This is a genomic window from Enterobacter sp. Ag1, assembly GCA_000277545.1.
Lineage (GTDB): Bacteria > Pseudomonadota > Gammaproteobacteria > Enterobacterales > Enterobacteriaceae > Cedecea.
The window spans coordinates 109,338-135,029 of record AKXM01000034.1 but is presented as its reverse complement, the minus strand read 5'-3'; the positions used below and the strand labels follow the sequence as shown (position 1 = coordinate 135,029).

General features: G+C 55.0%; 26 protein-coding genes. 17 read left to right on the top strand and 9 right to left on the bottom strand.

The window, feature by feature from the left end; all coding sequences use genetic code 11:
* Positions 1-26 precede the first annotated feature (26 nt).
* Positions 27-1,226: a sugar transporter gene (locus tag A936_RS14365; protein WP_008459027.1), complete on the bottom strand. Its 1,200-nt coding sequence runs from the start codon at positions 1,224-1,226 to the stop codon at positions 27-29.
* Positions 1,227-1,422: 196 nt separating this feature from the next.
* On the opposite strand from A936_RS14365, the gene A936_RS14360 reads away from it, so the two are divergent.
* Together A936_RS14360 and A936_RS14355 are read left to right on the top strand one after the other, a co-directional pair.
* The gene (locus tag A936_RS14360) at positions 1,423-2,214 is read left to right on the top strand and encodes a PhzF family phenazine biosynthesis protein (protein WP_008459025.1); all 792 of its coding nucleotides are present in this window, start codon (positions 1,423-1,425) and stop codon (positions 2,212-2,214) included.
* Positions 2,215-2,336: 122 nt separating this feature from the next.
* Entirely contained in the window at positions 2,337-3,173 is an 837-nt protein-coding gene (locus tag A936_RS14355; RefSeq protein ID WP_034809311.1) for an SDR family oxidoreductase, read from the top strand.
* Here the strand turns inward: A936_RS14355 and ptrR are convergent, their stop codons facing one another.
* On the bottom strand, positions 3,174-4,043 hold the full coding sequence (ptrR, locus tag A936_RS14350; RefSeq protein ID WP_008459022.1) for a putrescine utilization regulator PtrR: 870 nt from the start codon (positions 4,041-4,043) through the stop codon (positions 3,174-3,176).
* Positions 4,044-4,144: 101 nt separating this feature from the next.
* Between ptrR and sad the strand changes: the two genes are divergently transcribed.
* From sad to glsB, 3 genes are all read left to right on the top strand, one after another.
* The gene (gene sad / locus A936_RS14345; protein ID WP_008459020.1) at positions 4,145-5,536 is read left to right on the top strand and encodes a succinate-semialdehyde dehydrogenase; all 1,392 of its coding nucleotides are present in this window, start codon (positions 4,145-4,147) and stop codon (positions 5,534-5,536) included.
* Positions 5,537-5,738: 202 nt separating this feature from the next.
* Entirely contained in the window at positions 5,739-7,340 is a 1,602-nt protein-coding gene (locus A936_RS14340) for a methyl-accepting chemotaxis protein (RefSeq protein ID WP_008459018.1), read from the top strand.
* 69 nt (positions 7,341-7,409) lie between these two features.
* Entirely contained in the window at positions 7,410-8,336 is a 927-nt protein-coding gene (gene glsB, locus A936_RS14335; protein WP_008459016.1) for a glutaminase B, read from the top strand.
* Positions 8,337-8,345: 9 nt separating this feature from the next.
* On the opposite strand, the gene A936_RS23920 is transcribed toward glsB, so the two are convergent.
* Positions 8,346-8,468: a hypothetical protein gene (locus A936_RS23920; protein WP_254902675.1), complete on the bottom strand. Its 123-nt coding sequence runs from the start codon at positions 8,466-8,468 to the stop codon at positions 8,346-8,348.
* Positions 8,469-8,784: 316 nt separating this feature from the next.
* Here A936_RS23920 and A936_RS14330 point away from each other — a divergent pair, with 316 nt between their 5' ends.
* From A936_RS14330 to A936_RS14310, 5 genes are all read left to right on the top strand, one after another.
* A complete protein-coding gene (locus A936_RS14330) occupies positions 8,785-10,266 on the top strand; it encodes a GGDEF domain-containing protein (protein WP_008459015.1) in 1,482 nt (493 codons plus the stop codon).
* A gap of 84 nt (positions 10,267-10,350) precedes the next feature.
* On the top strand, positions 10,351-11,403 hold the full coding sequence (locus tag A936_RS14325; protein ID WP_008459013.1) for a diguanylate cyclase: 1,053 nt from the start codon (positions 10,351-10,353) through the stop codon (positions 11,401-11,403).
* Between the two features lie 57 nt (positions 11,404-11,460).
* Entirely contained in the window at positions 11,461-11,928 is a 468-nt protein-coding gene (locus A936_RS14320) for a GGDEF domain-containing protein (protein ID WP_008459011.1), read from the top strand.
* Positions 11,929-12,185: 257 nt separating this feature from the next.
* Positions 12,186-12,710 carry a GNAT family N-acetyltransferase gene (locus tag A936_RS14315; RefSeq protein WP_008459009.1) on the top strand — a complete coding sequence of 175 codons (525 nt, stop codon included), beginning with the start codon at positions 12,186-12,188 and terminating at the stop codon, positions 12,708-12,710.
* 91 nt (positions 12,711-12,801) lie between these two features.
* Complete coding sequence (locus A936_RS14310) at positions 12,802-13,737, top strand: zinc-dependent alcohol dehydrogenase family protein (protein WP_008459006.1); 936 nt, start codon at positions 12,802-12,804, stop codon at positions 13,735-13,737.
* A 3-nt stretch (positions 13,738-13,740) separates the two neighbouring features.
* Here A936_RS14310 and dsbG read toward each other — a convergent pair whose 3' ends face one another.
* Positions 13,741-14,505: a thiol:disulfide interchange protein DsbG gene (gene dsbG / locus A936_RS14305; protein WP_008459005.1), complete on the bottom strand. Its 765-nt coding sequence runs from the start codon at positions 14,503-14,505 to the stop codon at positions 13,741-13,743.
* 110 nt (positions 14,506-14,615) lie between these two features.
* Here dsbG and A936_RS14300 point away from each other — a divergent pair, with 110 nt between their 5' ends.
* Genes A936_RS14300 through A936_RS14290 form a run of 3 tightly spaced genes read left to right on the top strand, consistent with a single transcriptional unit; the run spans position 14,616 to position 16,204 of the window.
* Complete coding sequence (locus tag A936_RS14300) at positions 14,616-15,098, top strand: GNAT family N-acetyltransferase (protein ID WP_008459002.1); 483 nt, start codon at positions 14,616-14,618, stop codon at positions 15,096-15,098.
* Positions 15,099-15,109: 11 nt separating this feature from the next.
* Positions 15,110-15,751 carry an ECs1377 family protein gene (locus tag A936_RS14295; protein ID WP_008458999.1) on the top strand — a complete coding sequence of 214 codons (642 nt, stop codon included), beginning with the start codon at positions 15,110-15,112 and terminating at the stop codon, positions 15,749-15,751.
* A 60-nt stretch (positions 15,752-15,811) separates the two neighbouring features.
* Complete coding sequence (locus A936_RS14290) at positions 15,812-16,204, top strand: VOC family protein (RefSeq protein ID WP_034809394.1); 393 nt, start codon at positions 15,812-15,814, stop codon at positions 16,202-16,204.
* A 9-nt stretch (positions 16,205-16,213) separates the two neighbouring features.
* Here the strand turns inward: A936_RS14290 and A936_RS14285 are convergent, their stop codons facing one another.
* Positions 16,214-16,684 (bottom strand): SRPBCC family protein, encoded by a 471-nt coding sequence (locus A936_RS14285; protein WP_008458996.1) that lies wholly within the window; start codon positions 16,682-16,684, stop codon positions 16,214-16,216.
* A 56-nt stretch (positions 16,685-16,740) separates the two neighbouring features.
* A complete protein-coding gene (locus tag A936_RS14280; RefSeq protein WP_008458994.1) occupies positions 16,741-18,144 on the bottom strand; it encodes a DHA2 family efflux MFS transporter permease subunit in 1,404 nt (467 codons plus the stop codon).
* A gap of 140 nt (positions 18,145-18,284) precedes the next feature.
* Between A936_RS14280 and A936_RS14275 the strand changes: the two genes are divergently transcribed.
* The 3 genes from A936_RS14275 (at position 18,285) to A936_RS14265 (ending at position 20,680) form a co-directional block, all read left to right on the top strand.
* On the top strand, positions 18,285-19,226 hold the full coding sequence (locus A936_RS14275; RefSeq protein ID WP_008458992.1) for a LysR family transcriptional regulator: 942 nt from the start codon (positions 18,285-18,287) through the stop codon (positions 19,224-19,226).
* Positions 19,227-19,396: 170 nt separating this feature from the next.
* On the top strand, positions 19,397-19,783 hold the full coding sequence (locus A936_RS14270) for a VOC family protein (protein WP_052154801.1): 387 nt from the start codon (positions 19,397-19,399) through the stop codon (positions 19,781-19,783).
* Between the two features lie 447 nt (positions 19,784-20,230).
* Entirely contained in the window at positions 20,231-20,680 is a 450-nt protein-coding gene (locus A936_RS14265; protein WP_008458988.1) for a hypothetical protein, read from the top strand.
* Positions 20,681-20,719: 39 nt separating this feature from the next.
* On the opposite strand, the gene A936_RS14260 is transcribed toward A936_RS14265, so the two are convergent.
* From A936_RS14260 to A936_RS14250, 3 genes are all read right to left on the bottom strand, one after another.
* Entirely contained in the window at positions 20,720-21,730 is a 1,011-nt protein-coding gene (locus A936_RS14260; RefSeq protein WP_008458986.1) for a glycosyltransferase family 9 protein, read from the bottom strand.
* 286 nt (positions 21,731-22,016) lie between these two features.
* On the bottom strand, positions 22,017-22,676 hold the full coding sequence (locus tag A936_RS14255) for a DUF1345 domain-containing protein (RefSeq protein WP_008458984.1): 660 nt from the start codon (positions 22,674-22,676) through the stop codon (positions 22,017-22,019).
* Between the two features lie 287 nt (positions 22,677-22,963).
* Entirely contained in the window at positions 22,964-24,274 is a 1,311-nt protein-coding gene (locus tag A936_RS14250) for a serine hydrolase domain-containing protein (RefSeq protein WP_008458982.1), read from the bottom strand.
* Between the two features lie 142 nt (positions 24,275-24,416).
* Between A936_RS14250 and A936_RS14245 the strand changes: the two genes are divergently transcribed.
* Positions 24,417-25,328 (top strand): LysR family transcriptional regulator, encoded by a 912-nt coding sequence (locus A936_RS14245; protein WP_008458980.1) that lies wholly within the window; start codon positions 24,417-24,419, stop codon positions 25,326-25,328.
* Positions 25,329-25,692: the final 364 nt, after the last annotated feature.

Below are 25,692 nucleotides of genomic sequence, written 5' to 3'. Positions count from 1 at the left end.
ATGCCCTCGTGATGAGGGCATTTTTGTTACTGCGTAGGCTGGGGCCGCTCTTCCAGCGCCACCGGCCAGCGGCGGAACACCAGAATGGACCAGACCAGCGCGATAAGCGCCGGAATCGCGCCGATAAAGCCGATATCTGACATGGAAATATGCAGGCTGACCTGGTTCCCCACCAGCGCGCCCGCGCCAATGCCGATATTAAAGATCCCGGAGAACAGCGACATCGCCACGTCGGTGGCATCCGGCGCCAGGGCCAGGACTTTAACCTGCATCCCCAGGGCCACGATCATAATTGAAATGCCCCAGAACAGGCTGAGCCCGGCAAGGGTGAGTTCGCTTTGCGCGGCGGGCAACAGAAGGACCAGGCAAGCGGCCATCAGCGCAATCGCGCCGGACACCAGCCCCGAAGCGTATTTATTCCCCCATTTGCCAAACAGCACGCTGCCGATGATGCCCGCGCCGCCAAACAGCAGTAAAAGCAGGGTGGCAAAGTTAGCGCTAAGCCCGGCAATTTGCTGGACGAAAGGTTCGATATAGCTGTAGGCGGTGTAATGCGCGGTGACCACCACCGCGATTAAGGCATAGATATTGACCAGCGCCGGGCGGCGGAACAGTTTGGGCACGCTCGACAGCGAGCCAGAATGCTCGCTCGGCAGTTTGGGCAGCAGTTTCATCAGGCAAAACAGCGTGATGGACGCCACGACGCCAATGACGAAGAAGGTGGTACGCCAGCCGAAATATTGCCCGACGATACGCCCGATCGGCAAGCCCAGCACCATTGCCAGCGCCGTGCCGGTGGCGAGCAGGCTTAACGCCTGCGCTTTTTTGCCCGCCGGAGCCATACGAATGGCCAGGGAAGCGGTAATCGACCAGAAAATGGCGTGGGCGAAAGCAATCCCAATGCGGCTGATGACCAGCACGGTAAAGTTCCAGGCGAGGAACGACAGCACGTGGCTGGCAATAAACAGCAGGAAAATGCTAATCAGCAGGCGGCGACGTTCAACCTGGCTGGTCATCAGCATAAAGGGCAGCGACATCAGGGCCACCACCCAGGCGTAGATAGTCAGCATGATCCCGACCTGCGCGGTTTCCATGCCAAAGCTTTGCGCAATGTCGGACAGCAGGCCGACGGGCACAAATTCGGTGGTGTTAAAAATAAAGGCGGCGACGGCGAGAGTGACGACCCGCAGCCACGCCGTTTTGCGCGAAACGGTAGCAATTGTCATAAGGGAATATGCAGGTAAATAAGGGGTAGGAATGGGGCGATCATAAAACCATCAGATCGGCGACACAACCCATTTTGTGATTTATGTCTCATTTGGGGCTAGCGCCTGGGTACGGTAGAAAAAAAACAGCACAGTTCGGGCGAGTATGTCATGGTAGAGGTGAAGAAAATAACAATGAAAAGCAGGAGTAACGCCAATGCAAGCAATTGACTTTTATATGGTAGACGCCTTCGCAGACGCAACGTTTGGCGGCAACGCGGCGGCGGTTTGCCCGCTCAGCGAATGGCTGCCGGATGAAACGCTGCTGAAAATGTCGCAGCAGCATAATCAGTCGGAAACGGCTTTTTTTGTGACCACGGATGAGGGCTTTGAGCTGCGTTGGTTCACCACCCAGGGGGAGATCAACCTTTGCGGGCACGCTACGCTGGCGGCCTCCCACGTTATTTTCGAGCATCTGGATTACCCGGAGGCGACGATCCGTTTCAGCACGCGTTTTGTTGGCCCGCTGACCGTGACGCGTAGCGGTGAGTGGCTGACGCTGGATTTCCCGGCCTGGGAAACGCAGCCGATTACGCCGCTGCCCGAGCTGCTGGCCACGCTGGGTATTAGCGAGTGTAAAGAGATGCGCGTCGGGCGTGATTATATGGTGGTGCTGGAAAGTCAGGCGCAGGTTGAGGCGATTCAGCCCGATATCAGCGCCATGATCCCGCTGGAGAAAATGGTCTGTATTACCGCCGCAGGCGAAAGCGAGTATGACTTTGTCAGCCGCTTCTTTTGCCCGGGAGAATCGGTGCCGGAAGATCCCGTCACCGGCTCCGCTCACAGCATGCTGATCCCTTACTGGGCGGATAAGCTGAATAAAACCCATCTGCTGGCACGGCAGGTCTCTTACCGCGGCGGGGATCTGCGCTGCCAGTACAAGGGCGACCGGGTGTTGATTGGCGGCAAGGCCGTGACCTATCTGGTGGGGAAAGTGCTGCTGCGTTAACTTGCCGGGCAAAATTCCCCGGGATTAATGAATGCAGTTCATAAAGGCTAGCACGTCGGAGGCGATTATTGATGAATCCGGCCGTGCTAGCCTTATTGCATTCCACTATTCAGGAGAAAAACATGCTTTCTTCCCAGGACGTTATCGTTGTTATCGGCAGCGGATCGATTGCTCAGGCGATTGCCCGCCGCGTCGGCACCGGCAAACATATTTTGCTGGCCGATATCACGCCGGAAAATAGCCAGACCGCGCAGCAAACGTTGCAGCAGGCGGGTTTCCGGGTCAGCACCACCGTGGTTGATGTTCGCTCGCGGGAATCGATTCAAAATCTCGTGAGTCTGGCTTGTGGCCACGGAGAAGTGAAGGGCGTGATCCACACCGCCGGGCTTTCACCTTCCCAGGCTGCCGCTCAGGATATTCTCCGGGTCGATCTTTACGGGACGGCAGTGGTGTTTGAGGCGTTTGGGAAGGTTATTGGCGCGGGAGGTTCCGGGGTGGTGATTGGCTCGCAGTCCAGCCACCGGCTGGATGTGGACGCGCTGACGCAGGCCGAGGCCGACGAGCTGGCAACGCTGCCGCCGGAAAAGCTGCTGGAATTACCGCGAGTCAAAGCCATTGACGACAGCCTGTATGCCTACCAGGTGTCAAAACGGGGCAATGCGCTGCGGGTGATGGCCGAGGCGGTAAAATGGGGGCGGCGAGGCGCGAGAATCAACTGCATCAGTGCCGGGATCGTGTATACCCCATTGGCCTATGACGAGCTGAACAGTGTCGAACGCGGGGAGTTCTACCGAAACATGCTGGCGAAATCCCCGGCGGGAAGAGGCGGCACGCCGGACGAAATTGGCGCCCTGGCTGAGTTTCTCTTTGGCCCGAACGGCTCCTATATCAGCGGGAGCGATATCCTGATCGACGGCGGGGTGACCGCCGCTTATAAGTATGGGGATCTCAAGGCTTAGTTAAGGCACCTGCGAAGGCAATTCCAGCAGCGAAATAAAAGCATCCAGCTGGCGGGTTTTGGCGTCTCTGCGCCACAGCAGCCAGGTATCAAGATAGCGCTTATCCTCCGGCAGCGGCCAGGTGCTCACCTGATGGCTGCCCGGCATACTCTCCAGCATACTCCGTGGCATCAGCGCCAGCCCCGCGCCGGCAATCACGCAGGCCAGCATCCCGTGATAAGACTCCATTTCGTGGATCTTGCCCGGCATAGCCTGGCTGTCGTGAAACCAGCTCTCAAAGTGACGGCGATAGGAGCAGTTGGCCCGGAAAGCGTAAATACTCTCGCCGTTCACGTCGGCCCCGCTGAGAATAGGGGCATGATCGGCGGGCGCGACGACGGTCATCTCTTCGCGATACACCGCCAGGCCCTCAAGGGACGGATGCAGCACCGGGCCGTCAACAAAGGCGGCGGCGAGGCGGCCTTCGAGCACGCCGTCAATCTGGTCGCCGGAAGGCCCGGTGGTGAGAGAAAGGTGGATTTTCGGGTAACGCTGGTTAAAGTTTGCCAGTACGCCAGGAATGCGCACCGCCGCCGTACTTTCTAACGAACCCAGCGCCAGCGGGCCCTGAGGTTCATCGCCGGACACCACCATGCGTGCTTCATCCACCAGCGCCAGAATGCGCTTGCTGTAGGCCAGGAAGCTGTGGCCGGACGGGGAGAGCTTCAGGCGCTGGTTCTCGCGAATAAACAGCGCCACGCCTAAATCAGCCTCCAGCTGCTTGATGCGGGTCGTGAGGTTCGACGGGACGCGGTGTACCTGCTGCGCGGCGGCGCTGATGCTGCCGGTTTCAGCGACGGCGTTAAACATTTCCAGTTGAGTGAGGTCCATGGCTTTCTCAAATCGTGAAGGGTTTGCTTAGTATTATTCATTTTTAAACTTTGTGCCTCAAGGCTACTGTTAACATCTCATTCACCTGTCGAGGCACCACCATGCAATCAGTAACCGGGCAAACCCACGCCATTTCACGCAATCCCGCTACCGGTGAGCGGATTGCGGTTTATCCTTTTGAGAACGCCGCCCGGATTGATGCCGCGCTGGCCCGTAACCAGCAGGCTTTTAACGCCTGGCGCGTTACCCCGCTTAACGAACGTGCGCAAAAGCTGCGTGATTTGGGCGCGGCGGTGCGTAAACACGGCGAAGCAATGGCACAAATGATTACCGCCGAGATGGGCAAGCCTATTTTGCAGGCGCGCGCTGAAGTGGCGAAGTCCGCTAACCTTTGCGACTGGTATGCCGAGCACGGCCCGGCCATGCTGGGGGCGGAAGCGACTCAGGTTGAACACAATAAGGCGGTGATTGAATACCGTCCGCTGGGGCCGATCCTGGCGGTAATGCCGTGGAACTTCCCGCTGTGGCAGGTGCTGCGTGGGGCGGTGCCGATTCTGCTGGCCGGTAACAGCTATATTCTGAAACATGCGCCAAACGTGATGGGCTGCGCCGAACTCATTCGCCAGATGTTTGTTGACGCGGGCTTTGTGCCTTCGCTGTTCGAACTGCTTAACGTGACGCCGGAAGGGGTCAGCCAGGCGATTAACGACCCGCGTGTGGCCGCCGTCACCGTGACCGGTAGCGGTAGAGCAGGTGCCGCGATTGGTGCCCAGGCAGGTGCCGCGCTGAAAAAATGCGTGCTGGAGCTGGGCGGGTCCGATCCGTTTATCGTGCTGAATGATGCCGATCTCGACGAAGCCGTGAAGGCCGCCGTGGCAGGGCGCTTCCAGAACACCGGGCAGGTTTGTGCCGCCGCGAAACGCTTTATCGTTGAAGAGGGAATTGCCGCCGCCTTCACCGACCGCTTTATTGCCGAGCTGAAAAACTATGAGGTTGGTACGCCGCAGGAAGAAGCTAATCGCATTGGGCCGATGGCACGCTACGATCTGCGTGATGAACTGCATGAGCAAGTGACAATGTCACTTAAGCAGGGCGCAAAACTGCTGATCGGCGGGGATAAACTGCCTGGCGAGGGCAACTACTATGCGCCGACCGTGCTCACTAATGTCACGCCAGAGATGACCGCGTTCCGCCAGGAGCTGTTTGGCCCGGTGGCCGCGATTACCGTCGCCCGCGACAGCGAACATGCCCTTGAGCTGGCAAACGACAGCGATTATGGCCTGTCCGCAACGGTTTATACCGCGAATGAACAGCTGGCGCTGGAGATGGCGGCACGCCTCGAATGCGGCGGGGTGTTTATCAATGGCTATAGCGCCAGCGATCCGCGCGTGGCGTTTGGCGGGGTGAAAAAGAGCGGGTTTGGCCGCGAGCTTTCCCATTTCGGGCTGCATGAGTTCTGTAATATTCAGACCGTGTGGAAAGACAGGCGCTAGCTTAGCCCGCCTGGCGTCGGTTTGCCGGGGAGGAATAATGCTTGTTTTCTCCGGTAAGGGCAGACGTTATGCTGGTTTATGCCCGCGCAATCAGTAAAAAGTAAGGCCGCCTTGAAGGTGGTCTTGTTTGTCATGAGAATGAAATAATTCTGTCATTTTCGCTCAGTACACTCGCGGCATCGTTGTGTTACTGAAGAAAATCATGAACATAAGTCAAATTTTTCGCCGTTTAAATCCCTTCAGGCTGCTTGCCCGTCGCCCTCGTGAATTCGGGCTGCTGAGCGGGGTGGTTGGCGTTATCGCACTCTTTTCCGTGCTACAAGTTCTCTCCACCGTGTCCCTGTCCAACATCCTGCACGAAACCCGCCAGAGCGTCCTCGAAAATAACCAGCTTCATCAGCAGCAGGTGGTCATGGAGAAGGCGAGAACCTCGCTGCTGATGACCAGTGACCTGCTGAACCGGGCGGGCGTTTACTTTATGCAGGACAAAGAGACCGGGTCGGTCGGCAGCTGGAACAGCCTGGTGGATGAGGCCGACGCCGCCCTGAAAGTTTCGCAGCAGAATTTTGCCGCCTGGCAGCAACTTCACCCGGCGGGCAGCGAGAGCCTGGCCAACAGCTATCAGCTGTTCTTCGGCGGATTGAAAGAACAGCTGGAAGGGATGCAAAAGAAGGCCTCCATCGATGCGTTCTTTGAAGTGCCGATTCAGGCTTTCCAGTCCGATTTCAACGAGCAGTACGCGCGCTATCAGACCGAAGGCGAGAAGCAAACAGCTGCGGCCAGCCACACATTGCTGGACAGCCTGAGTCAGGCGCAAACGCTGTTTATTATCGCGCTGGGTATATTACTGGTCGTGGCGATTGCCGTCTGGCTGGGCGTGGCTCGCTGGGTGATTCGCCCGCTGCGCAGCCTTATCGAACATTTACATATTCTGGCCGCCGGCGATCTGTCGCGGCTCCCCGCTGAGCGAAGACTGGTTAACCGCGAGGTGAAGCAGCTGCACGGCAGCGTACTGGAAATGCAGCAGGGCATTCAGCAACTGGTGCAAGAGGTGCGGGAATCCTCGGCCATTCTGTTAAGCAATATTGGCCAGCTTGCGGAAGGGAATAACGAGCTGTCTACCCACTCTTCACAGCAGGAGCAGGAGCTGGAGAAAGTCACTCTGCATATCACCGAGCTGGAATCCCGCGTACAGGAAAACAGCCAGTACGCTATTCAGGCGAACCAGCGCGCGGACGAAGCGCGTGAGATGGTGGCCGGTGGCGACCAGATGATGCACACGGTGAATACGTCAATGCAGGATATTGTGACCCGTTCCTCTGAGATGCGCGGCATTGTGGCGATGATTGATAACGTTGCTTTCCAGACCAATATCCTGGCGCTAAACGCCGCCATTGAGGCGGCTCATGCGGGCAACCAGGGGCGAGGTTTTGCGGTGGTGGCACGTGAAGTTGGCCTGCTGGCGAAACAGAGTAGTCAGTCGACCAGAAATATTCAGTCGTTGATCAATAACTCGCTGCAGGGTATTGAGCAAGGCAGCGAAGCCGTCTCAGAGCTGGAGGCGCAGTTGAAAAATGTGATTGCCCAGGTGACCCGCCTGAGCGGGCTGCTGAATGAAATTTCCAGCGCCTCCGTTGACCAGGGCGCCAGCGTGCATCACGTCACGGCGCGGATCACCACGCTTAATCAGGCGGTGAGCCAGACCGGGCTGCTGATTAAGGCCTCGGCTAATACCTCAAAACGTTTGCTGGATGAGTCCCAACGCCTTGAAAAAGCTGTCGCTCGCTTTCAAATGACCGCCTGAGTTCGTCTTATTATCGGCCCGTGGCTCTGGTATACTTTCGCCGCTTAACATATGCCTCAGGAGCGCACGGTGCCGGTTCAATTAAACAATCAGTTACTGGAAGAGATCCTCGACCAGGTTCGCCCTTTGCTGGGTCAAGGAAAGGTCGCGAATTATATTCCGGCGCTGGAAGAGGTTTCCGGCAATAAGCTCGGGATTGCTATTTGTACCGTGGACGGAGAGTTCTTCAGCGCCGGGGATGCGTCAGAGCGTTTTTCTATCCAGTCGATTTCTAAAGTGCTGAGCCTGACGCTGGCGATGGGTCGCTACGATGAAGCTGAAATCTGGCAGCGCGTAGGCAAAGAGCCGTCCGGCCAGCCGTTTAACTCTCTGTTACAGCTTGAGCTTGAGCAGGGCAAACCCCGCAATCCGTTTATTAATGCCGGTGCGCTGGTGGTATGTGACATGCTGCAAACCCGCCTCAGCGCGCCCAAACAGCGGATGCTGGAAGTCGTGCGGGCGCTCTCCGGTGCTGACGATTTAGTCTATAACACACGCGTCGCGCGGTCTGAATTTGAGCATTCGGCACGCAATGCCGCGATTGCCTGGCTGATGAAGTCATTTGGTAATTTTGAGAATGATGTCATTACGGTGCTGCAAACCTATTTCCATTACTGTGCGCTGGAAATGAGTTGTCTGGAGTTAGCCAAAACGTTTTTATTTCTGGCCAATCAGGGGCGGGCTCTGCACATTGCTGAACCGGTGATCTCTGCTCAACACGCTCGGCAGATTAATGCGCTGATGATCACCAGCGGCATGTATGACGGCGCGGGAGAATTTGCCTATCGCGTGGGGTTACCGGGGAAATCGGGCGTGGGTGGCGGGATTATCGCCAACGTACCGAATGAAATGTCTATTGCCGTGTGGTGCCCGGAGCTGGATGCTTCCGGTAACTCACTGGCCGGGACGGCCGCGCTGGAAATTCTCTCTCAGCGCATCGGGCGCTCTATTTTTTAACCGACGCAGTTATTGCAGTAATAATAATCCCGGTATGCGCAACCATAGCACGCCAACCAGGCTAACGGTGGCCAGCACGGCCAGCATTATGGCGGTAATGATGAGTCGTTCCGCCCAGGGTGTTTTACGCATTTCAGCTCCGGGAAATCCTACGTTTATGGACTATAAGGCAGCGACGTTAAACATCGGTTAAACCTGAGGCTGCTAATTATTCCCCGGCAATAAGTCTGAATTTTTAGCCACAAAGCCTGCCGTTGACAAAAGGCGGGGGAGAAGGTGGCAAAAATTTAACTTATGGCTAATAGTTCATGCGGAACGCTGGCGAGTTGAGTGAATTTTCTTCTTTCTCTCAATGCCCTGGATTGTTAGCGGGATAAACATGCTAAGCTAATGCTTATTTTCGCAATCACCTGATGGCGCTATTTATTTTCAGCGGTGATGAATAGATATGAACCAGGATAGCATGGTTAATCGACCTAAGTTTTCATTCTTTTCCCCCGATAAAATGCTGTTAAATGCGATCAGTGTTTTTGCGCTTACCACGCTATTTTACTTCTTTGGCGCTTCGCTTCGGCTGGTTAACGATCTTTCGCTATTCTGGCCGCTGAATGCGGTGCTGGCCGCCATCTTTGTGCGTAATCCGTGGCTGAACAAAGCCATTTATTATTTTATTTGCTATGCGGCAATGCTGGTTTATGACGCCTTTACCACCCAGTGGGGCTGGCAGTCGACGATCATCAACTTTTCAAATATGGTGTTTATTGTCACCGCCGCCCGTTTATTGCTGCGCTATTCGCGCAATATGGATGAGAGTAACTGGGCGCTAAATGCGTTTAATATTTTTAACTTTTCGCTGATTGCCGCCATATTATCTTCATTATTTGGCGCGGTAGGATCGCTGGGGATAAGCGGCGATTACCATGAAAAGTTTATGCCGCTCTATGCTGACTGGGTGAGCGAGCAGTTTTCAACCGGCGTCCTGATGCTGCCCTGTTTGCTGACCGCCAGCTGGCCTTCCTGGCGGAAACTGACCGGTATCGTGCCGTCAGACATGTATCCGTTTTTTTCCGTGGTGATTGCAGTCTGCACGGCGATGATTATCGGCGGGGCGGGCAGCCTGGCGTTTCCGCTCCCTGCGCTTATCTGGTGCGCCATTCGCTACCCCCTCCCGGTTACTGCGCTGCTGACGCTGATTACCGGCGGGGTGGAAATTGTGCTGGTGGCCCACGCGGCAATTAATCTCCATTCCGAACAGCCGCTGTTGCTGGTCGATCAGATGTTCTCGGCGCGCCTGGGCATTGCCACTATCGCGATTTGCCCCCTGATTGTTTCCATCAGCGTGGATGCCATTAATCAGCTGATTAAGCAGACTTCGCGGCGTGCCGACTATGATTACCTGACGGGCGTTTATTCCCGCTCCGGGCTGTTTGAAGCACTCAAGCGCAGCGGGCGGCATCAACCAATCCCGCAAGAGCCGCTGCTGTGCGTGATGCTGCTGGATATTGATTTTTTCAAACGAATCAATGACATCTGGGGCCACGAATGTGGGGATACCGTGCTGGCCTCTTTCGCCAGCAGAGTGCTGGACACCGTAGGTGAGCGAGGAATGGTGGCGCGCATCGGCGGGGAAGAGTTTGTGGTGGTGTGCCGGGTTCGGGATAACCAGCAGGGTTTTGAGATTGCCGAGCAGATCCGCAAAACGATTGAAGTCAGTACTTTTCACTACGAAGAACAATCGCTGTTTATCACCGTCAGTATTGGCCTGGCTGAGGCGGCGCTGGGTAATAACACGCTGGAAGCAACCTTTAATCAGCTTATTCCCGAAGCGGATAAGTATTTGTATTTATCGAAGCGGCAGGGGCGCAATAAAACCAGCGCGAGTAACGTCCACGCTGAAGTGTTTCCGGCCTCGCACATGCGTGATTCTTAATAGCCATGTTCACTTCGGATCCTTTATTATCGCGTAGTATGCCCGTGCAGTTTGTCGTGGCTGGTTCGTTTGCCTGAGATAGTTATGCGTACACCCGATCCTCACAAAAATGCCAGAACTCACGGCTCTCGCTTCGTTAATCGCATGTATATCATGCGTATGCTGGGGACGTTTCTGTGCTTCTTGCCCCTCTTTTCGGTACTGAATGAGCAGCAGTCCTCTGTGCCGGTTATGGCGCTGTTGGTCGTTAACGCTTTTGTCTGGCCGCACGTGGCGCTGTTAAAAGCGCGCTTTTCTGCTTCTCCGGTCAGGAGTGAAAAACAAAACCTGGTGATCGACGCGGCAGCCGGGGGCTTCTGGATTGCGATGATATCGCTCAGCGCGCTGCCGTCGGTAGTGATTATCACCATTCTGGTTTCCGACCGGCTGGCCGCCGGGGGAAAACCGCTGATGAAGCGGGCGATGCTGGCAATCTTGCTTGCGTTTGTGCTGACCTGGATAAGCCACGGGATGCCGTTTAGTCCGGCGGTTTCTGCCCGGACAATGTACGCCACGCTGCCGCTGATTGCCGTTTACACTATCGCGCTCAGTATGCTGACGGCTTCGATAGCGCTGCAGCTGCGGGAAAAGAGCCGCGAGCTGGAAAACATTGCCATGATGGATCCCCTGCTGGGGATTGCCAATCGCCGCCTGCTGGAACGAAAAATCAGTAATGAGCTGGCGCGGTTGCGCATTGCCTGCGGCAGCTCGGCGCTGATGTTTATCGACATAGATAATTTCAAAGAAGTGAATGACCGTTTCGGGCATAAAGTGGGGGACGCCATTCTGATGGCGGTGTCCGACGTGCTGCGGATTGTCGCTCGCGCCAGCGACACGCCGGCGCGCCTTGGCGGGGACGAGTTTGTGGTCCTGATGCCGAATACATCCCTGGAGGAAGCCGAAGGTATTGCCCAGCGGATCCTGCTGGAGTCCATTAATGTTCGAGTCCTGCCTGAAAAAAATGCGTTCTGTACCCTGAGTATCGGGATTGCCTGTGCGACAAAACAGATGCCGGATGCCGCCGAATGGTTAAAAGCGGCAGATGATGCACTCTACAACGCTAAACGTGCCGGGAAAAATCGCATTTACGCCGCCTGAGTAATGATCATCTAAACTGTAAGCAGACCCCATGATGAGTCTGCACCGGAGGATGAGATGCTCGATACCACCCTGACCGACGAGCTGACGGGCCTGCTGAACCGTCAAGGCCTTATGTTTTTGGGGCAATACGCCACGGGGAGCGCTAACCGCCGGGCTGAGCCGCTTTCTCTGGTATTTATCCACCTTGACGGGATGGCGCAGATTAACGACAGTTTGGGCCATGAGCAGGGCGATCGTGCGCTGGTCGCTTTCTCAGAACTTATGCGTTCTTCTTTCCGTGAAACGGATCTGATCGCCAGGCCGGGCGGCGATGAGTTTGTTCTGCTTTTTAACGGGACGAATGAAGAAGGGGCATTTATCGCCATGCAGCACCTGCAGGGCAAAGTGACCGATTTTAATCAGCGAGCAGATAATCGCTGGATGCTCTTCTTTCGCTGGGGAAGCGCGGAGTACGACCCCCGGCGACATCTCAGCCTTGAGGATGTGATAGCTGAAGCCAGCCAGGCTGGGATAAAATTATGAAAAGCTACAGACGATCGGTGCAATCATAATTCCTTATGGTGGAAGGGAATTAACACCCTGAGTGGATATCTCTCCTGATGCGCTTTTATTGGCTGCAGCAAGGGGGAGATTCTATTCTGGAACGAAAACCGCATCCCCCCAAACCGCCCATCCATATCTTTTCTGAATAGTGGGTTCCTGAGTTACCGGGTAAGCTGGACTATTCTTATGTCCGGTAATATTCCGACATAACTCTTAACCACTGTTCAGGAGTCGCTGTGCCCGAGTATCGTATTCGTTCCCTGAAGGCCTGTGAATTTTCTGCCGCAACCGCATCATTAACGGATGTACTGATTGATTGTGTGGCTGGTGGGGCTTCGGTCAGCTTTTTACATCCTTTGGCGCCGGAAAAGGCCGCGGCGTTTTGGGGGGAGGTTGGCCAGAGCGTGGCGCGGGGAGAGCGTACGCTGATCGTGGCGGAAGATGGGCAGGGGCGCATTGTGGGCACCGTGCAGCTGATCACCAGCCAGCCGGAAAATCAGCCGCACCGGGCCGATGTGGCCAAACTTCTGGTTCATCGCGTGGCGCGGCGGAAAGGCATTGCCCAGCGCCTGATGGCTTATCTGGAAGCCGTTGCCACCACGCAGGGAAAATCAGTGCTGGTACTGGACACCGCCACCGGCAGCGATGCGGAGATATTCTACCAGGGTATGGGCTGGCAGCGCGTGGGGGATCTCCCGCATTATGCGTTAATGCCGGACGGCAGCCCGTGCTCCACGACGTTTTACTACCGTAATTTATGAGGCAATAGGTGACAATGTCACTTATTCGATGCGTTTATGCTGACTCAGCCGTGATATAGTGCCTGCAATATGGCAGTTGCAGGCATTCAGTATGGAAAACGCAGCCCTCTGGTTCCGGCAGTTTGGCGAACCTGAACAGGTCTTAACCCTCGAACAAACGCCGCTGGCGCCGTTTATCTCCGGCACGCTCCGGGTGCGCATGCACTATGCGCCTGTTAATCCCTCAGATCTTATTCCCGTTACCGGGGCTTATCGCCACCGGGTATTTCCGCCGCGTATTGCCGGGTACGAAGGCGTCGGCATTGTTGCGCAGGCGGATTCTCCGGAGTGGATTGGCAGGCGTGTGCTGCCTCTGCGCGGGGAAGGCACCTGGCAGCGATGGGTTGACTGCCCGATTCAGTGGGCCGTGCCCGTGCCTGACAGCGTGCCGGATGAGCTTGCGGCGCGCGGGTATATCAATCCTCTGGCGGCCTGGTTAATGCTGAAAAAGTGGCCCGTGACGGGAAAAAATGTGCTGGTCACGGCGGCAGGGTCAACGTGTGCTGGTTTACTGGCGCAGTGGGCCAAAAGGCAGGGTGCAACGGAAGTCTATGGTGTTTACCGCTCGGCACAGCGTCTTCCGGCGTTGCTTGAATCCGGCATTATCCCGCTGAGCGGGGATGACGAGCATCACATTGCCGAAGCTGCTGGTAAAGTTGACGTTGTGTTTGACGCCGTGGGCGGTGAGTTAGCCACATTGATGCTCGATCACCTTAATCCGAATGCCGAGTTGGTTTCTTACGGTTTACTGAGCGGGAAGGCGTTCTCTCCGCGCGGGAAGAACATTACCGCGCAGCGATTTCATCTGCGCGATACGCTGGCGGTCACGCCGGTTGCAGAATGGCAGGGCTGGTTTATCTCACTCTGGGAACTGTTGCTACAAACGCAGCAGCCCGATGCGGCGGTGTATGCGCTGGAGGAGTGGCGGCAGGCGCTGGCGCTGTTCCGTGAACCTGGCCGCCAGCGCAAACCGCTGCTGAAGCTATAAGCGTTATTTATCGCCGAGGATGGTATTCAGCGTTTCGGCATCCGGCATGCCCTGATGCTGTTGCAGGCGGCCTTCGGCATTCAGGTAGTATATTGAGGGCGTGGCATTGCCGCCGAGATCGTCCATCAGCGTCAGGTTATCTTTTAGGGCTTCCCCGATAACCGGATCTATTTTCTCCGGTTTTTGCAGCGCCAGCTTACCTTTGCTGTTCTCATAGTCGGCGAGCGTTTTGGCCGGATCTTTCGACATCAGAATTGCCGCCGCTTTTTGACTGCTGTCCGGGCGCAGCATCCCGACGAGCAGCACGCGGAGCTGAACTTTACCCGATTTTATCCAGGGCTGAGCCTGCTCCCAGAACTGGGTGCAGTACGGGCAGTACGGATCGGCAAATACGTAGACAATACGCAGGGCTTTTTCACTCCCGGCGGCGATCCAGCGGTGTTTCTCCAGGTTTTGCCACATGGCTTTGGCCATTGGCGCATAGACAAATTTCTCCACTTCCGCGTCGCTCAGGTTTTTCCCTTCGGCATCGACCATGTTGCCCATAATGGCGTGCTGTTTATCCGGCGTCAGGTATACGATTGTGCCTTGCCCCTGATACTGCATCGCGTACCCCTGCAGGTCGCCCGGTGCTTTAAATTCCCCTTTCAGTTCGAAGCCTTGTTTTTCCAGGGCGGCTATTGGCGCAGGCAGTTTAGCATCAGCGGCAAAGGCCGAAGCGTTAAAAAGCAGGGCCAGCGAAACGGACAGGGCAGATATTTTTTTCATCGAGCGGTCCTTAATTAAATGCTATTTTCTTCAAAGGGTAACATTCCTTTTTGCGTTAAGTCATCAGACTCATTTTCCTTTACGTAACGGAGCATTTCGGAGGTCAGAGAATGACGGTCAGACGAGCCACGCTCAATGAAGCTCAGGCGCTGTGGACAATAAGAAACGAGGCCATTCGCTTTGGCTGTCGGGAAACTTATCCAGAAGATGTGCTGGCCGCATGGACGCCAGATGAGATGCCCGAGGGTTACCGAAATGAAATTATCAATAATCCCTTTTTTGTCGCGGATAATGAAAACGGCGAGCCGGTGGCTACGGGATTTTTGGATCTGAAAAACGGCTCGGTTGAAGCCATTTTTACCCTACCGACATGGACTGGCCGGGGGCTGGCCAAACAGATTCTTCAGGCCATCAAGCAAGAAGCCAGATCAAGGGGAATGAGCCGACTGACGCTTTCTTCCACGCCCAACGCCCGCGACTTTTACCTGACGCAGGGATTTCGCGTGGTGAAAGAGGGGCTTTATCCTATGTCGCGCAGCGGCACACTGCTGCGCTGCTACGAGATGGTTTGCGAGCTGGATCCTGACATGTGAAAGGTGCCTGAATGAACGATCGCATCGATTACCAGATTGAAAAGTACAGTTTCACCGAAACAGAAGCGTCGCCGCGCCTCAGCCGCCAGTGGGAGGAAGTCCAGGAGGAGTTCCAGAGAGAGCCTCAGGATGCGGAGCAGCGCCTGCGCCTGGCGTTGCTGAACGTGGACTACGTGACCAGCTTCGAACTGCCTTTTCGGCTGCTGCTTCTGCGGGCGCCGCAGCTGATCGATAAACTGCGCGCTGAGCTGCAGCTTAACCAGAAGAGCGTGACGATCAATGACAATAAGCGCGGGGAAGTCTACAGCATCAAAGACGATCTCAGCGCCGTGCCGGATGCCTTCCGCTATCGTTTTTCGAATCGCATACGTAGAATCGAACCGGGCGGTACGCCCGCGACGGGCTATCAGCAGATCGCGCTGCAGGTCAGAAACCCGAGAGAGCGGCTGAAAATCGCCCTGGAAGGCGGGCTTCAGGTCAACGCCCTCGATGGTTTGTTTTGGTTTGGGCTGCAGCGCATTGCCGCCGATATCTCAGTGCTGAGGCAGTCCGGGATGCCGATTATCACGACAGAACGCACGGTCTTCGACAGCCTGACGGGAACAACCCGCCCAATTCCTGCCTACAGTTTGTCGCCTGAAATCGCACGGTGAGGAAAATGATGGCAAAGGAATAGCTTTAAGGTTGAGCGAACATCAGAACAGTAAAAAATGATGAACTTCAGCCATATGCGTATTGCCCGTCCGGTGAGCAGTCTTGAAAGAAGCCGGGAGCTGTACTGCGAGGGACTTGGTCTTCAGCAAATAGCGCAATTTAGCGATCACGACGGTTTCAGCGGCGTGATGCTGGGAGGTCCGTCGCTGGGCTGGCATCTGGAATTTACGGTCTGCCAGCATCATCTCATTACCCCACGACCTACCGAAGATGACTTACTGGTGCTTTATGTGCCCGATCGTGTCGAATGGGAGGCCTTCTGCGCCAGAATGGTCGCAGCCGGTTTTACCCGGCTGGATGCATTCAACCCTTATTGGGACGTGAAGGGGGCTACTTTTATCGATCCCGATGGTTATCGGGTGGTTTTGCAGAAGAGCGACTGGTCACTTTAGTCAGTGGTATCAACGCCTCAGGCCTTTGGCGTACTCGACAAGCTGATCGACAACGATATTCCAGCCGATGAAGAAACCCATTTTCTCATGTTCCTGTCGGGCTTCTGGTGTACGGTGGCGGGCGATAGCCGTGTAGCGCGTTTTGTCGTTGTCCGCATCTTCCAGAAGCAGGATCGCCGTCATGAACGGATTTTCAGCAGGCTTCCAGTCTTCGCCGTAGGCATCGGTAAACACCAGCTTTTTACCGTCCACAATATCCAGCCAGACACCGTTATTACGCATTTCATTCCCGTCGACGTTAAACACCGTATTGAAACGTCCGCCAACCCGAAGATCTATGTCACAGGCCGTTACGCTATGAGGCCGGGGCACAAAGAACTGCCTGATATGCTGCGGCTGGGTCCAGCACTCCCAGACAAGCCGCCTGGGAACGTCAATAATGCGCTCTAGTTTTAAATCGGTTTCAGCATCCAGATTCATAGTATTTCCTCGGCGAGTGGGTACCCGTATAGCCTGGCTGAGGATCCTTTCTACGGCTAACTATTTTGCTGTTGTAGCTGCCGGGTACGCAGGCCGCTTAAGCCTACAGCCAGTAATGTCGTTCCGGCGGCCAGCCAAAGATTGAGGGTAATGGCCTGCGACTCAAACGAGGCGGCATTTCCGTAAATCGCCAGCACAATACCGACGATGGCCGCCCCGAGACACTGGCCGAAAGTTCGCATAATGGCCAGTATGCCTGAGGCGTAGCCGCTATTTTCTCGTGAGGCGTTAGCCATCATTTCCCGGTTGTTGGGGCTCTGGAAAATACCGAAGCCAATGCCGCATACCAGGCTCCGTAAACCGATGTCCCATGCCTGAGCGTGGGCGGGCAACAGGGCTAAAAGTATCAGGCCAGCCGCAAACACGCCTAAACCTGTGGTGGCGATAAGCGCCGGCGAATATTTGTCGGCCAGTCGTCCGGCCCGGGGGGCTGCGAGCATTATTCCCACAGGCCAGGGCGTAAAGAGCAGGGCCGATGCAAAGGCGCTGTAGCCATAAACGTTCTGGAATAAAAACGGCAGGGCGACAAATGTGATCCCTTGCCCGATAAACGAAATCAGAGACGTCAGGGCCGCCAGCGAAAATCGCGCGGAGGCGAACAGCGTCAGCGGCAGCAGGGGCTGAGCGGCGCGGCGTTCTCGCCAGATAAATGCCGCGCCCGCCAACAATGCCGTCAGGCTATAAGCCACCGCCTGGGCAATCCCTCCGCTTTTAGTAAAGCTGTCGGCGGCCACGATCAGCGCGCCCAGCAGCAGAGCAGACAGAAACGCACCGGCGTAGTCAAAGGGCTTGGGATGGGTGGCCTTTTCCCCCGGCAGGACGCGGAAGCTGAGCCAAAGCGCCACAATGCCTAACGGTAAATTAACCGCAAAAAGCCATTCCCAGCCTAAGGTCGAAAGAAGCGTTCCCCCAAGGAGCGGCGCTATGGCCGTACTGGTAGCGATTAAGAAGGCGTTCAGACCGAGGATCCTGCCCAGCAGGCGGGTGGGGAAAACCGAACGCAGGATTGCCGGGGAAATGCTCAGTACCGCCGCGCCGCCGATGCCCTGCAATATCCGCATCAAAACCAACATCTCGAGCGAGGTGGAAAGCGCACAGCCCGCGGATGCCAGCGTAAACAGGCTCAGCCCAAAGACGAAAATTTGCCTGAATCCCAGCCGGGTCGCCAGCGCGGCAAAAATCGCCAGCGTCATGGCGGCGGCCAACAGATAGCCATTGGCGACCCAAACCGCGTCGCTGGCGGAAACGTCGAGCGCGCGAGCGATATTTGGCAGCGCGATGTTCACCATTGAGCCATCGAACACCGCCATCGTGACCGTCGTCATCACGGCAAGCATCGCCATCATACGCGGGCGGCCCGGCAGGCCCTCATCCCCCGGTTGGTTTGAAAATAATTCCATCGTTGTTCCTTCCCGCTGCGCGGTCATCAGTCTCAGGTTGTCAGTGCTGCAAATATAGTGATACTTAAAGAGAGGCGGAAGACGCATCATATGCAGATAATAGTTGTACCAGACGCCATATCTCTTTACAGGATGCCTGAATGAATGACCCCGATCTGAATTTGCTGTTGGCGCTGGATACGTTTCTGGCGGAAGGCAGCGTGGCCGGCGCCGCGCGACGCCTCGGACTCAGCGCGTCGGCGATGAGCCGCACGCTGAGCCGCCTGCGGGCTGCAATCGGCGATCCGCTCCTGGTCAGAGCGGGCAGAAATATGGTGCTGACGCCCTATGCCGAAGCGATTCGCGAGCGGGCGAGAAACGCGGCGCTGGAGGCTCGGGCTTTGCTGAGCCCGTCCACGGCAGAGCTAACGCTTTCAACCCTGGAATGCACGTTTATCCTCCGGGCCAACGATGGTTTTATCGAAGCCTTTGCGCCTGCGCTTATCACTGCGGCGGCGGCTGTAGCGCCTCGGGTGCAGCTGTGCTTCATCTCCAAACCTGAAAAAGGTCCCCGGCATCTGCGTGAGGGCCTGGTCGATCTCGAAATCGGCGTCGTGGGTGAAATGGGGCCAGAGATACGGCTCCAGGCGCTATTCCGCGATCGGTTTGTTGGCGTGGTGCGCGTCGGTCATCCTCTGGCCGCTCTGCCTGAGGTTACCGTCGAGCAGTATCTTTCGTACGGGCACGTGGTGGCCTCCCGGCGTCTCCGTTCAACTCGCGGGCCAGTAGACGATGCCCTCGATGAAAGAGGGCTGACGCGCAAAATTGCCGCCATAGTGCCGTCATTTCCTGCGTCGCTAAAGGTCGCGCAGGCGTCCGATCTCATTGCGCTGGTGCCTGCTTCTTTCCTGCTGAATCAGCCGGTTTTGGCGGTTGAGGGAGAGAACGCGAGGCTGGCAATGTTTGAGCTGCCGGTGAAGACGAGAGCCATTACTGTGTCCCAAATGTGGCACCCGCGTTCAGAGGCAGACCTCGCGCACCGCTGGCTTCGGCAGCTGGTACTAAACATCTGCCGACAAAGGGCAGGCGATCTGTCTTCATAGGGGGAACGCCGCGTTTGTCTGCGACATTATTCTCATTAGCGAACGCTGGTGCAGGGTGAGGCTGGCGTTTATGATAAGGGCCACTCTGGCACCGTCCGGCATCAACAAAGAAACGCATGGCTGCGGCACCGTCTGCGCGATGGGCTCGTTTCTTAAATATAAGGATGATTATGCCTTCAGCAGTTGGATTTGGCCGCATTGCAGCGACGTTGCCAGTCAAAAATATGCCTGCCGCACTGGCGTTTTACGTGGGCGTTTTAGGTTTCACGAAGCGTTTCGAGAACGGCGAACCCGTTGGGTTTGTTATCCTCCAGCAGGGGGCAAGTGAGCTGCATCTGACGCTCCAGCCTCAGCATAAGGCCGCACATTTTCCGGTGGCCCATCTTCTGGTTGATGACATCGGGGCGCTGTTTGCTCTCTGTCAGCAGGCAGGGGCCAGGATCGTGAAGGGGCTTCAGGATAAAGAGTACGGCCTGCGGACGTTTGTGTTTGCCGACCCGGACGGGAACCGGATAGACGTCGGGCAGAGAGTCGATAAGCCAGGTCCGGGAGAATAGCCTGAATCAGTCATAAAAAAAGCCGCTGCGGGAGACCGTGAGCGGCTTTTTTATGGGAGCGGATGTGCATCCCGGACACGACTTGATGAATGAAATCCTACCATTCATTAACGATCATCACCGTATCTGCTGAAAGTTTTACTTTAGTTACTTTAGGTGGCATCGGATTAGGAAGTATAGTCATTCTCACGTCGAAATTTCCGCTGACGGACGCCAGAGACATTTTGAAGGGAGTGAAAAGGCACAGCGCCAGGAGAAGTTGTTTCATATTAATACAATTTGTTTACTTTTAATTAAAATCAATGGATTGGTCAAAATTATATCATATATGATGCCGTCGAGGGAACGCCTGCCGCTTTATTAACACTTAAAGCGTGTTTCAGACTGAAAAGTTAAAATTCTATAAATACGATAATTCAATGATATTTAAGGCAAGAGGTGGTTTATATGAGGTTTACGTCGCTACTCGCCAGGCTGTGTCTGGCTTCCTCCCTGATCTGGTCTGGCACTCTGTGGGCCGCCACCGAGCAGGCAATGGACGCGAATTTAGATAAGTTATTCAGCTCGCATGAAAACTATCATGCGTTTTTTGATAATTTTAAAACGCAGATTGCCGCGCAGAATAAAGCGGAAGTGGCAAAGCTAATTTCCTATCTGATAAAGATCGCGCTGGCGGGTAAAAAAGTGCAGATCAAAACGCCGCAGCAGTTCATTAAAAACTATGACGCCATTTTTACGCCGGATCTGGTGGCGGTGGTTAACGCGCAGAAATATCAGGATCTTTTTGCGAATTATCAGGGGCTGGCGATCGGCAAAGGGCAGATTTGGTTCTCCGGTATTTGCCAGGATAATCAATGTAAGAAATCAACCGTGCTGGTTATTGGCATCAATAAATAGCGTGGGGCAGGCCGTCATTCACGGCCAGCTTATCAGACATTACAAGGCAGCCAGATAACGCCGGTAGTTATCCTCTATCGCTTTTAGCAACTCGCTATCTTCGCTCTGGTGGAGGAGCGCCGAGCGCTCAGTACCCAGATCAACGCTTTCACACTGCGGGTAATACGCGGCCCGCAGCGACGGTTTGATGGCGTTAAAATAAGCCGTCGTAGGCACCTCAAAGGCGGCGGCAATATGCAGGGCCGACGAATCACAGGTATAGACTTTACTGGCGTGACGAATAATGGCGATGTAGTCAGACGTTGTCCGGGAATGAGAAGAAAGATCGATGCACTGCGGGTGATCTATTTTTCCAAAGCCTGCCACGGGCAGACCGTGCTGCCGATAGATATGCTCGACTAAATCAACCAGCACGTCAGCCGGGATATCGCGAAGCGGCGTGCTGGCGCGGTGATTGAACAGGACGTAACGACCTTGCAGGGGGGAAGTTTGCTTTGGCATTCCGTCGCGTAGCCAGCGGTTAGCTTTTATCTCTTCGGGTACAGTCTCAGGGGCAATCCCCAGGTGGCGTAAGAAGAAATCGTGCATTTCCTGAGTGGCGAAATCCTCCCGGAAAAGCTGGTTCCCCGCGTCAATCAGCGCATCATATCCCTCCAGGGAAGCCAGTTCCTGAGGCATGAAATGCAGCTCATCGATCATGTTCCCCGCAAGCCGATAAATCTCTTCCACATAAGACTGGCAGGTGTGAGGGCGCAGCACCGTCAGATGAAGTTTGGGATTTATGGCTTTAATAGCGTGCAGCGCCGCAATCCCGATCAGCGAATCGCCGAGCGTGACGCCCATGCCGTTGATAATACAGAGTCGCTGGATCTGGCTATAGTCGAGAGAAAAGGGACGTAAAGCATAGTTAAAAATGCCGGGCTGCCGTAAAGCCTGAAGATGAAGACTGCGCTTCAGCTCAAAAGGCAAAGACTCAAGATCGTAAGAGGCAACTAGCGTTTTATCATCCTGGAGCAAACTTCCGACAAAAGTTTGAAGCGAAGGGTTCATGGGGTTCCTGGGATCTGGCCAGCACGGCGTAAAATATCCCTCTCACCTTAATGAGATTCAACCAGCTGTCAATTTCCTGCCATCGTTTTTTGCAGCAAACCACCGGCATATAAAGCGCATTACCAGGGAATCAGTCCCATTTCATGTAATGCACCCAGAATCAGCGCGATAGACATGCAGGCATCAAAGGGATTAGGCATTGTGTTTCACCTTTACACAGAGCGTCACTGGTTAAATTATAGCCTGTTTTGTGTGCTATTCACGAGATGACAGCCAGTCCCAGGTATTAACTCAGCAACCCGGCGCCCACGTTGACGGAAAGTCCCAGAATCGCCAGGTTGAAGATAAAAGAGATAACTGACTGCAGCAGGGTTATTTTACGCATGCCGGTTGTGCCGGTTGCCACATCAGCTGTTTGTGCGGCCACGGCGATGGTGAAAGAGTAATAAAGGAAATCCCAGTAATCCGGATCTTTCGGTTTATCAGGAAAGATCATCGGGGTTATCTCTTTGCTGCGATGCAAATAATGTTGATGCGCATAGTGCATCGCGAAAACGCTGGGCAGCAACGTCCAGGAGACGACCAGCGTCATTGCCGTCAGTAAAATATGCAGCACAAGCGGGGTTCCGGACAAAGAACGCAGCGACGGAAGTTCGCTCATAATCGCCACGAGGCTGGCCATGCAGGCAAAGATAAGCAGGCTCAACACAAGCGCGGCGCTTTGATCCTGTACCCTGGCTATTCTCGGGATGTCGCAGACTTCCGTTCGCAGCATGCGGAACCAGATAAAAATCAGGTAAAGCCAGGCCAAAACATTCCAGCCGATCAACAGCCGCTGCAGCGTGCCAAGCTGAGCGGGAAGGGCGAAGTAACAAACGACGCCGGCAGCCACTGAAATCAATAACCGAAGGCGGGCGAACAGGTGAGTCCTTAACGAAAAGCTCATGGGGTGATTTATTCGATGAGAATTAGATAAGTTAACTGTAGACGAGGCTAAAGCCATGATGGTCTGCAAGGGCTGATAAGTAGCGATTTCTTGACCATCCATTTGCATTACCTGCGTGAATTCAGATGCACTGGGATGCTGTCAAAAAAGGAATACGGCTTAGACAATCTTCACTTCGCCAACTGAAAAGATGTTGGGCGGTATCCTTTCCCTCCAGAGGATACCCTTATCCCTCACTGAAAACGCCAGAGCTTAAGGTGCATTTCTGGCGTGGTTATCTCCGATGATTAATGCAATGCCTTCGCAATAGCGCTGAACATCAGCGAAGCTTCCAGCGGCTGGGCGCTGAACGACGGTTCCGCCTGCGGCCAGGTTGACCACTGGACGATCACCAGATTTTCCGCACGGTTGACCATGATCATCTGCCCATAAATCCCCAGCGCCCACATGGAGCCTTTCAGCGAATCCTGCGGTGTTGGTTCCACGTTTTTAGCGTTGGCAGGCACTTCGTTATTCCACCACTGATAGCCATACAGCCCCTGTGGATGCGCCGCAGAGACGGAGTTTTTCGCTCTGTTCCAGTCGGCCGACTGGGCAACCCAGTTCTCCGGCAGAACCTGCTTACCGTTCGGCAGGCGGCCATTGTTCAGTACGAATTCGCCGAAACGTCCCCAATCTTCCAGCGTGGCGTTAAAGCCGTGTGCGCCAACATCATGCTGGTTTTTGGTATAGGCATGCCATACACCATCGTTCGCCATACCGTACGGCCGCCAGATATTGTTCTCAAGGTAGGTAGCAAGCGTCATACCCGTTGCGCGCTCCAGCACATCGCCCAGCAGCCATGCACCGCCGGAGGAGTAAGACCACACTTCACCCGCTGGGTGGGCGCGTTTCAGACCAGAAACCAGCGAGCGGACGCAGTCATAGGTACCCGCGTGCGCTTCACACTGCGTGAGTTTGGCGAAGTCAGACTGCGGATTGGCGTAATCTTCATTCCACGCCACGCCAGAGGTGTGTTGAATCAACTGTTTCAGCGTCACGCCGTTCCAGGCGGTGCCTTTCAACTCAGGTTCATACTGCGTGACCAGATCGTCCATTGAGTGGATTTTTCCCTCTTTTAAGGCCACACCCACGAGTGTAGACACCACCGATTTCCCCACAGAACGAGAGGTCCAGAGTGTGGTGTCGGTATTGCCTTCACCAAGATATTTCCAGGCAACTTTACCGTCCTTCAGTACCAGCATACCGCTGACGTTCTGGCGTTTAATATAATCCTGTAGCGTCCACGGTTTGCCGTTGACCTGATAGCGAGCCTGCGTCAGTGGTTTTTCAGCCATCGCTAACGGCACGGATTTGCCGTGGTGGAAAACATCGCCCTGATAATTACGGTAATCGTTACGAAAACCGATAACACGCTCGGCTTGATCCCAGCTCAGCATCGTTTTGGTATCGGGAAGTTTTGCATCAAAAGGGGCCGGGCAGGCGGTGAGTTCGGTGCCTTCACAAGCTGCCATTACGGGAGAGGAGAGGAATGCACCAGCCACCAGACCTGCCAGAAGGCAGTACTTTGCAGGCAAGGATTTATGTTTATTAATCATAGCGTTCTCTATTTAAGTTAAACCCATAGACATGTTGTCCCGGCGGGATGACGGGATGGATGCAGTATAAAAATGACGGCACTATAATAAAAAACGCGTAATGGGGGATAATCCCCCATAAACACGGCAAAAGGAGCCCAACGTGCCGTCATTGTCTTACTCTTTTTCTCAACTGGAAGCCTTCACTGCCGTTGCGGAACACGGCAGTCTGATGAAAGCTGCGATGAAGCTGGAGAAAGATCGCACCACGCTGCGCGATCTTATCGATCTGCTGGAAGATAGCTTTGGCTACCCGCTGTTTGCCCGCCAGGGGCGATCGCTGCAGCTGACAGCAGAAGGCGAACAGCTTCATCGCCAGGCGCACCTGCTGTTGCGTCAGGCAAGAGCATTCGATCAGTTTGCCCGTCAGGTGCCGTCAACGGAGGTTCAGGAGCTGGGCGTCGCCTACGACCCCTTTACACCCCGCCGTTTTTTGAAGGCATTAATTACGCGGATGGCGACGCGGGGGATCCGTCTGAGTCTGAGATGCACCTCGCGCGCGGAAGGCGAAAAAGCGCTGGCGAGCGGGGAGGTCGATCTGGGCTTCTTTCAGGCCAACAATCACAGCGTCGGCAGCGACATGGAGTGGCGTGCGCTCGGGGCCATCGACATGGATTTTTACGCCGCAGAGCCGCTGTTTGAAGAGGCCAAACGTCCGTGTTCACTGCTTGACCTTTCTTTGACGCCACAGGTGGTGATGCACTCCACAAGCGACGTACCAATGGCGCGGCGGCTGCAAATCTCCGGGAATATCATTGTGGCCAATGAGCTTGAAATGCTGCGTAGCCTGATGGAAGCCGGGTGTGGATGGGGATTTTTACCGACTCATTTTGAGGCGGTGCGTTGGAAAAATGTTATGGCTATTCCCACGGTGGTGGGCAATGAAGGTATTAGCCAGACTATGGTGACGATTTGGCGGCCTGGGAGCGAAAAGCGGATGCTGATCGATGATTCGCTGACCTGGTTATCTGCGCTGTGGCGAGAGGTGAGCACGCACAAGGAGTGCGACGTGTAACTTTGAATAGTTCCGGCATCTGAGCCAGGCTCAGCGCTTAACGGTAAAGCAGTACCTAACGTAAGAAAAGGGAGGTATCTCAAAAATCACAATATGCTGATTGTCGTGGCGGCTCCACAGAACCACCAAGTAATAGACCCATGGATTGAATTTAACTATTTTGCGACTGTCGGTTCATGAACTTGACTTTCTAATTTCATGATAAATGTCACGCTTTTCTCTAGGTCTGCTTATCGCTCGCAGCGGACCTTCAGCTCAGGTATCGACGGAAGAGACCCTCCGAAAACTAGTAGTTGTGGCAATAAGGGCTAAAATAATTGTGTCTATGAACACCCTTCATGAGGGTGCGATGAAGGGAATGCCT

What these genes read in the sequence shown, in the direction of transcription:
- A936_RS14365 (WP_008459027.1), bottom strand. Translation starts at nt 1,226, where the DNA reads ATGACAATTGCTACCGTTTCGCGCAAAACGGCGTGGCTGCGGGTCGTC.
- A936_RS14360 (WP_008459025.1), top strand. Translation starts at nt 1,423, where the DNA reads ATGCAAGCAATTGACTTTTATATGGTAGACGCCTTCGCAGACGCAACG.
- A936_RS14355 (WP_034809311.1), top strand. Translation starts at nt 2,337, where the DNA reads ATGCTTTCTTCCCAGGACGTTATCGTTGTTATCGGCAGCGGATCGATT.
- ptrR (WP_008459022.1), bottom strand. Translation starts at nt 4,043, where the DNA reads ATGGACCTCACTCAACTGGAAATGTTTAACGCCGTCGCTGAAACCGGC.
- sad (WP_008459020.1), top strand. Translation starts at nt 4,145, where the DNA reads ATGCAATCAGTAACCGGGCAAACCCACGCCATTTCACGCAATCCCGCT.
- A936_RS14340 (WP_008459018.1), top strand. Translation starts at nt 5,739, where the DNA reads ATGAACATAAGTCAAATTTTTCGCCGTTTAAATCCCTTCAGGCTGCTT.
- A936_RS23920 (WP_254902675.1), bottom strand. Translation starts at nt 8,468, where the DNA reads ATGCGTAAAACACCCTGGGCGGAACGACTCATCATTACCGCCATAATG.
- A936_RS14330 (WP_008459015.1), top strand. Translation starts at nt 8,785, where the DNA reads ATGAACCAGGATAGCATGGTTAATCGACCTAAGTTTTCATTCTTTTCC.
- A936_RS14325 (WP_008459013.1), top strand. Translation starts at nt 10,351, where the DNA reads ATGCGTACACCCGATCCTCACAAAAATGCCAGAACTCACGGCTCTCGC.
- A936_RS14320 (WP_008459011.1), top strand. Translation starts at nt 11,461, where the DNA reads ATGCTCGATACCACCCTGACCGACGAGCTGACGGGCCTGCTGAACCGT.
- A936_RS14310 (WP_008459006.1), top strand. Translation starts at nt 12,802, where the DNA reads ATGGAAAACGCAGCCCTCTGGTTCCGGCAGTTTGGCGAACCTGAACAG.
- dsbG (WP_008459005.1), bottom strand. Translation starts at nt 14,505, where the DNA reads ATGAAAAAAATATCTGCCCTGTCCGTTTCGCTGGCCCTGCTTTTTAAC.
- A936_RS14300 (WP_008459002.1), top strand. Translation starts at nt 14,616, where the DNA reads ATGACGGTCAGACGAGCCACGCTCAATGAAGCTCAGGCGCTGTGGACA.
- A936_RS14295 (WP_008458999.1), top strand. Translation starts at nt 15,110, where the DNA reads ATGAACGATCGCATCGATTACCAGATTGAAAAGTACAGTTTCACCGAA.
- A936_RS14290 (WP_034809394.1), top strand. Translation starts at nt 15,812, where the DNA reads ATGAACTTCAGCCATATGCGTATTGCCCGTCCGGTGAGCAGTCTTGAA.
- A936_RS14285 (WP_008458996.1), bottom strand. Translation starts at nt 16,684, where the DNA reads ATGAATCTGGATGCTGAAACCGATTTAAAACTAGAGCGCATTATTGAC.
- A936_RS14280 (WP_008458994.1), bottom strand. Translation starts at nt 18,144, where the DNA reads ATGGAATTATTTTCAAACCAACCGGGGGATGAGGGCCTGCCGGGCCGC.
- A936_RS14275 (WP_008458992.1), top strand. Translation starts at nt 18,285, where the DNA reads ATGAATGACCCCGATCTGAATTTGCTGTTGGCGCTGGATACGTTTCTG.
- A936_RS14270 (WP_052154801.1), top strand. Translation starts at nt 19,397, where the DNA reads ATGCCTTCAGCAGTTGGATTTGGCCGCATTGCAGCGACGTTGCCAGTC.
- A936_RS14265 (WP_008458988.1), top strand. Translation starts at nt 20,231, where the DNA reads ATGAGGTTTACGTCGCTACTCGCCAGGCTGTGTCTGGCTTCCTCCCTG.
- A936_RS14260 (WP_008458986.1), bottom strand. Translation starts at nt 21,730, where the DNA reads ATGAACCCTTCGCTTCAAACTTTTGTCGGAAGTTTGCTCCAGGATGAT.
- A936_RS14255 (WP_008458984.1), bottom strand. Translation starts at nt 22,676, where the DNA reads ATGAGCTTTTCGTTAAGGACTCACCTGTTCGCCCGCCTTCGGTTATTG.
- A936_RS14250 (WP_008458982.1), bottom strand. Translation starts at nt 24,274, where the DNA reads ATGATTAATAAACATAAATCCTTGCCTGCAAAGTACTGCCTTCTGGCA.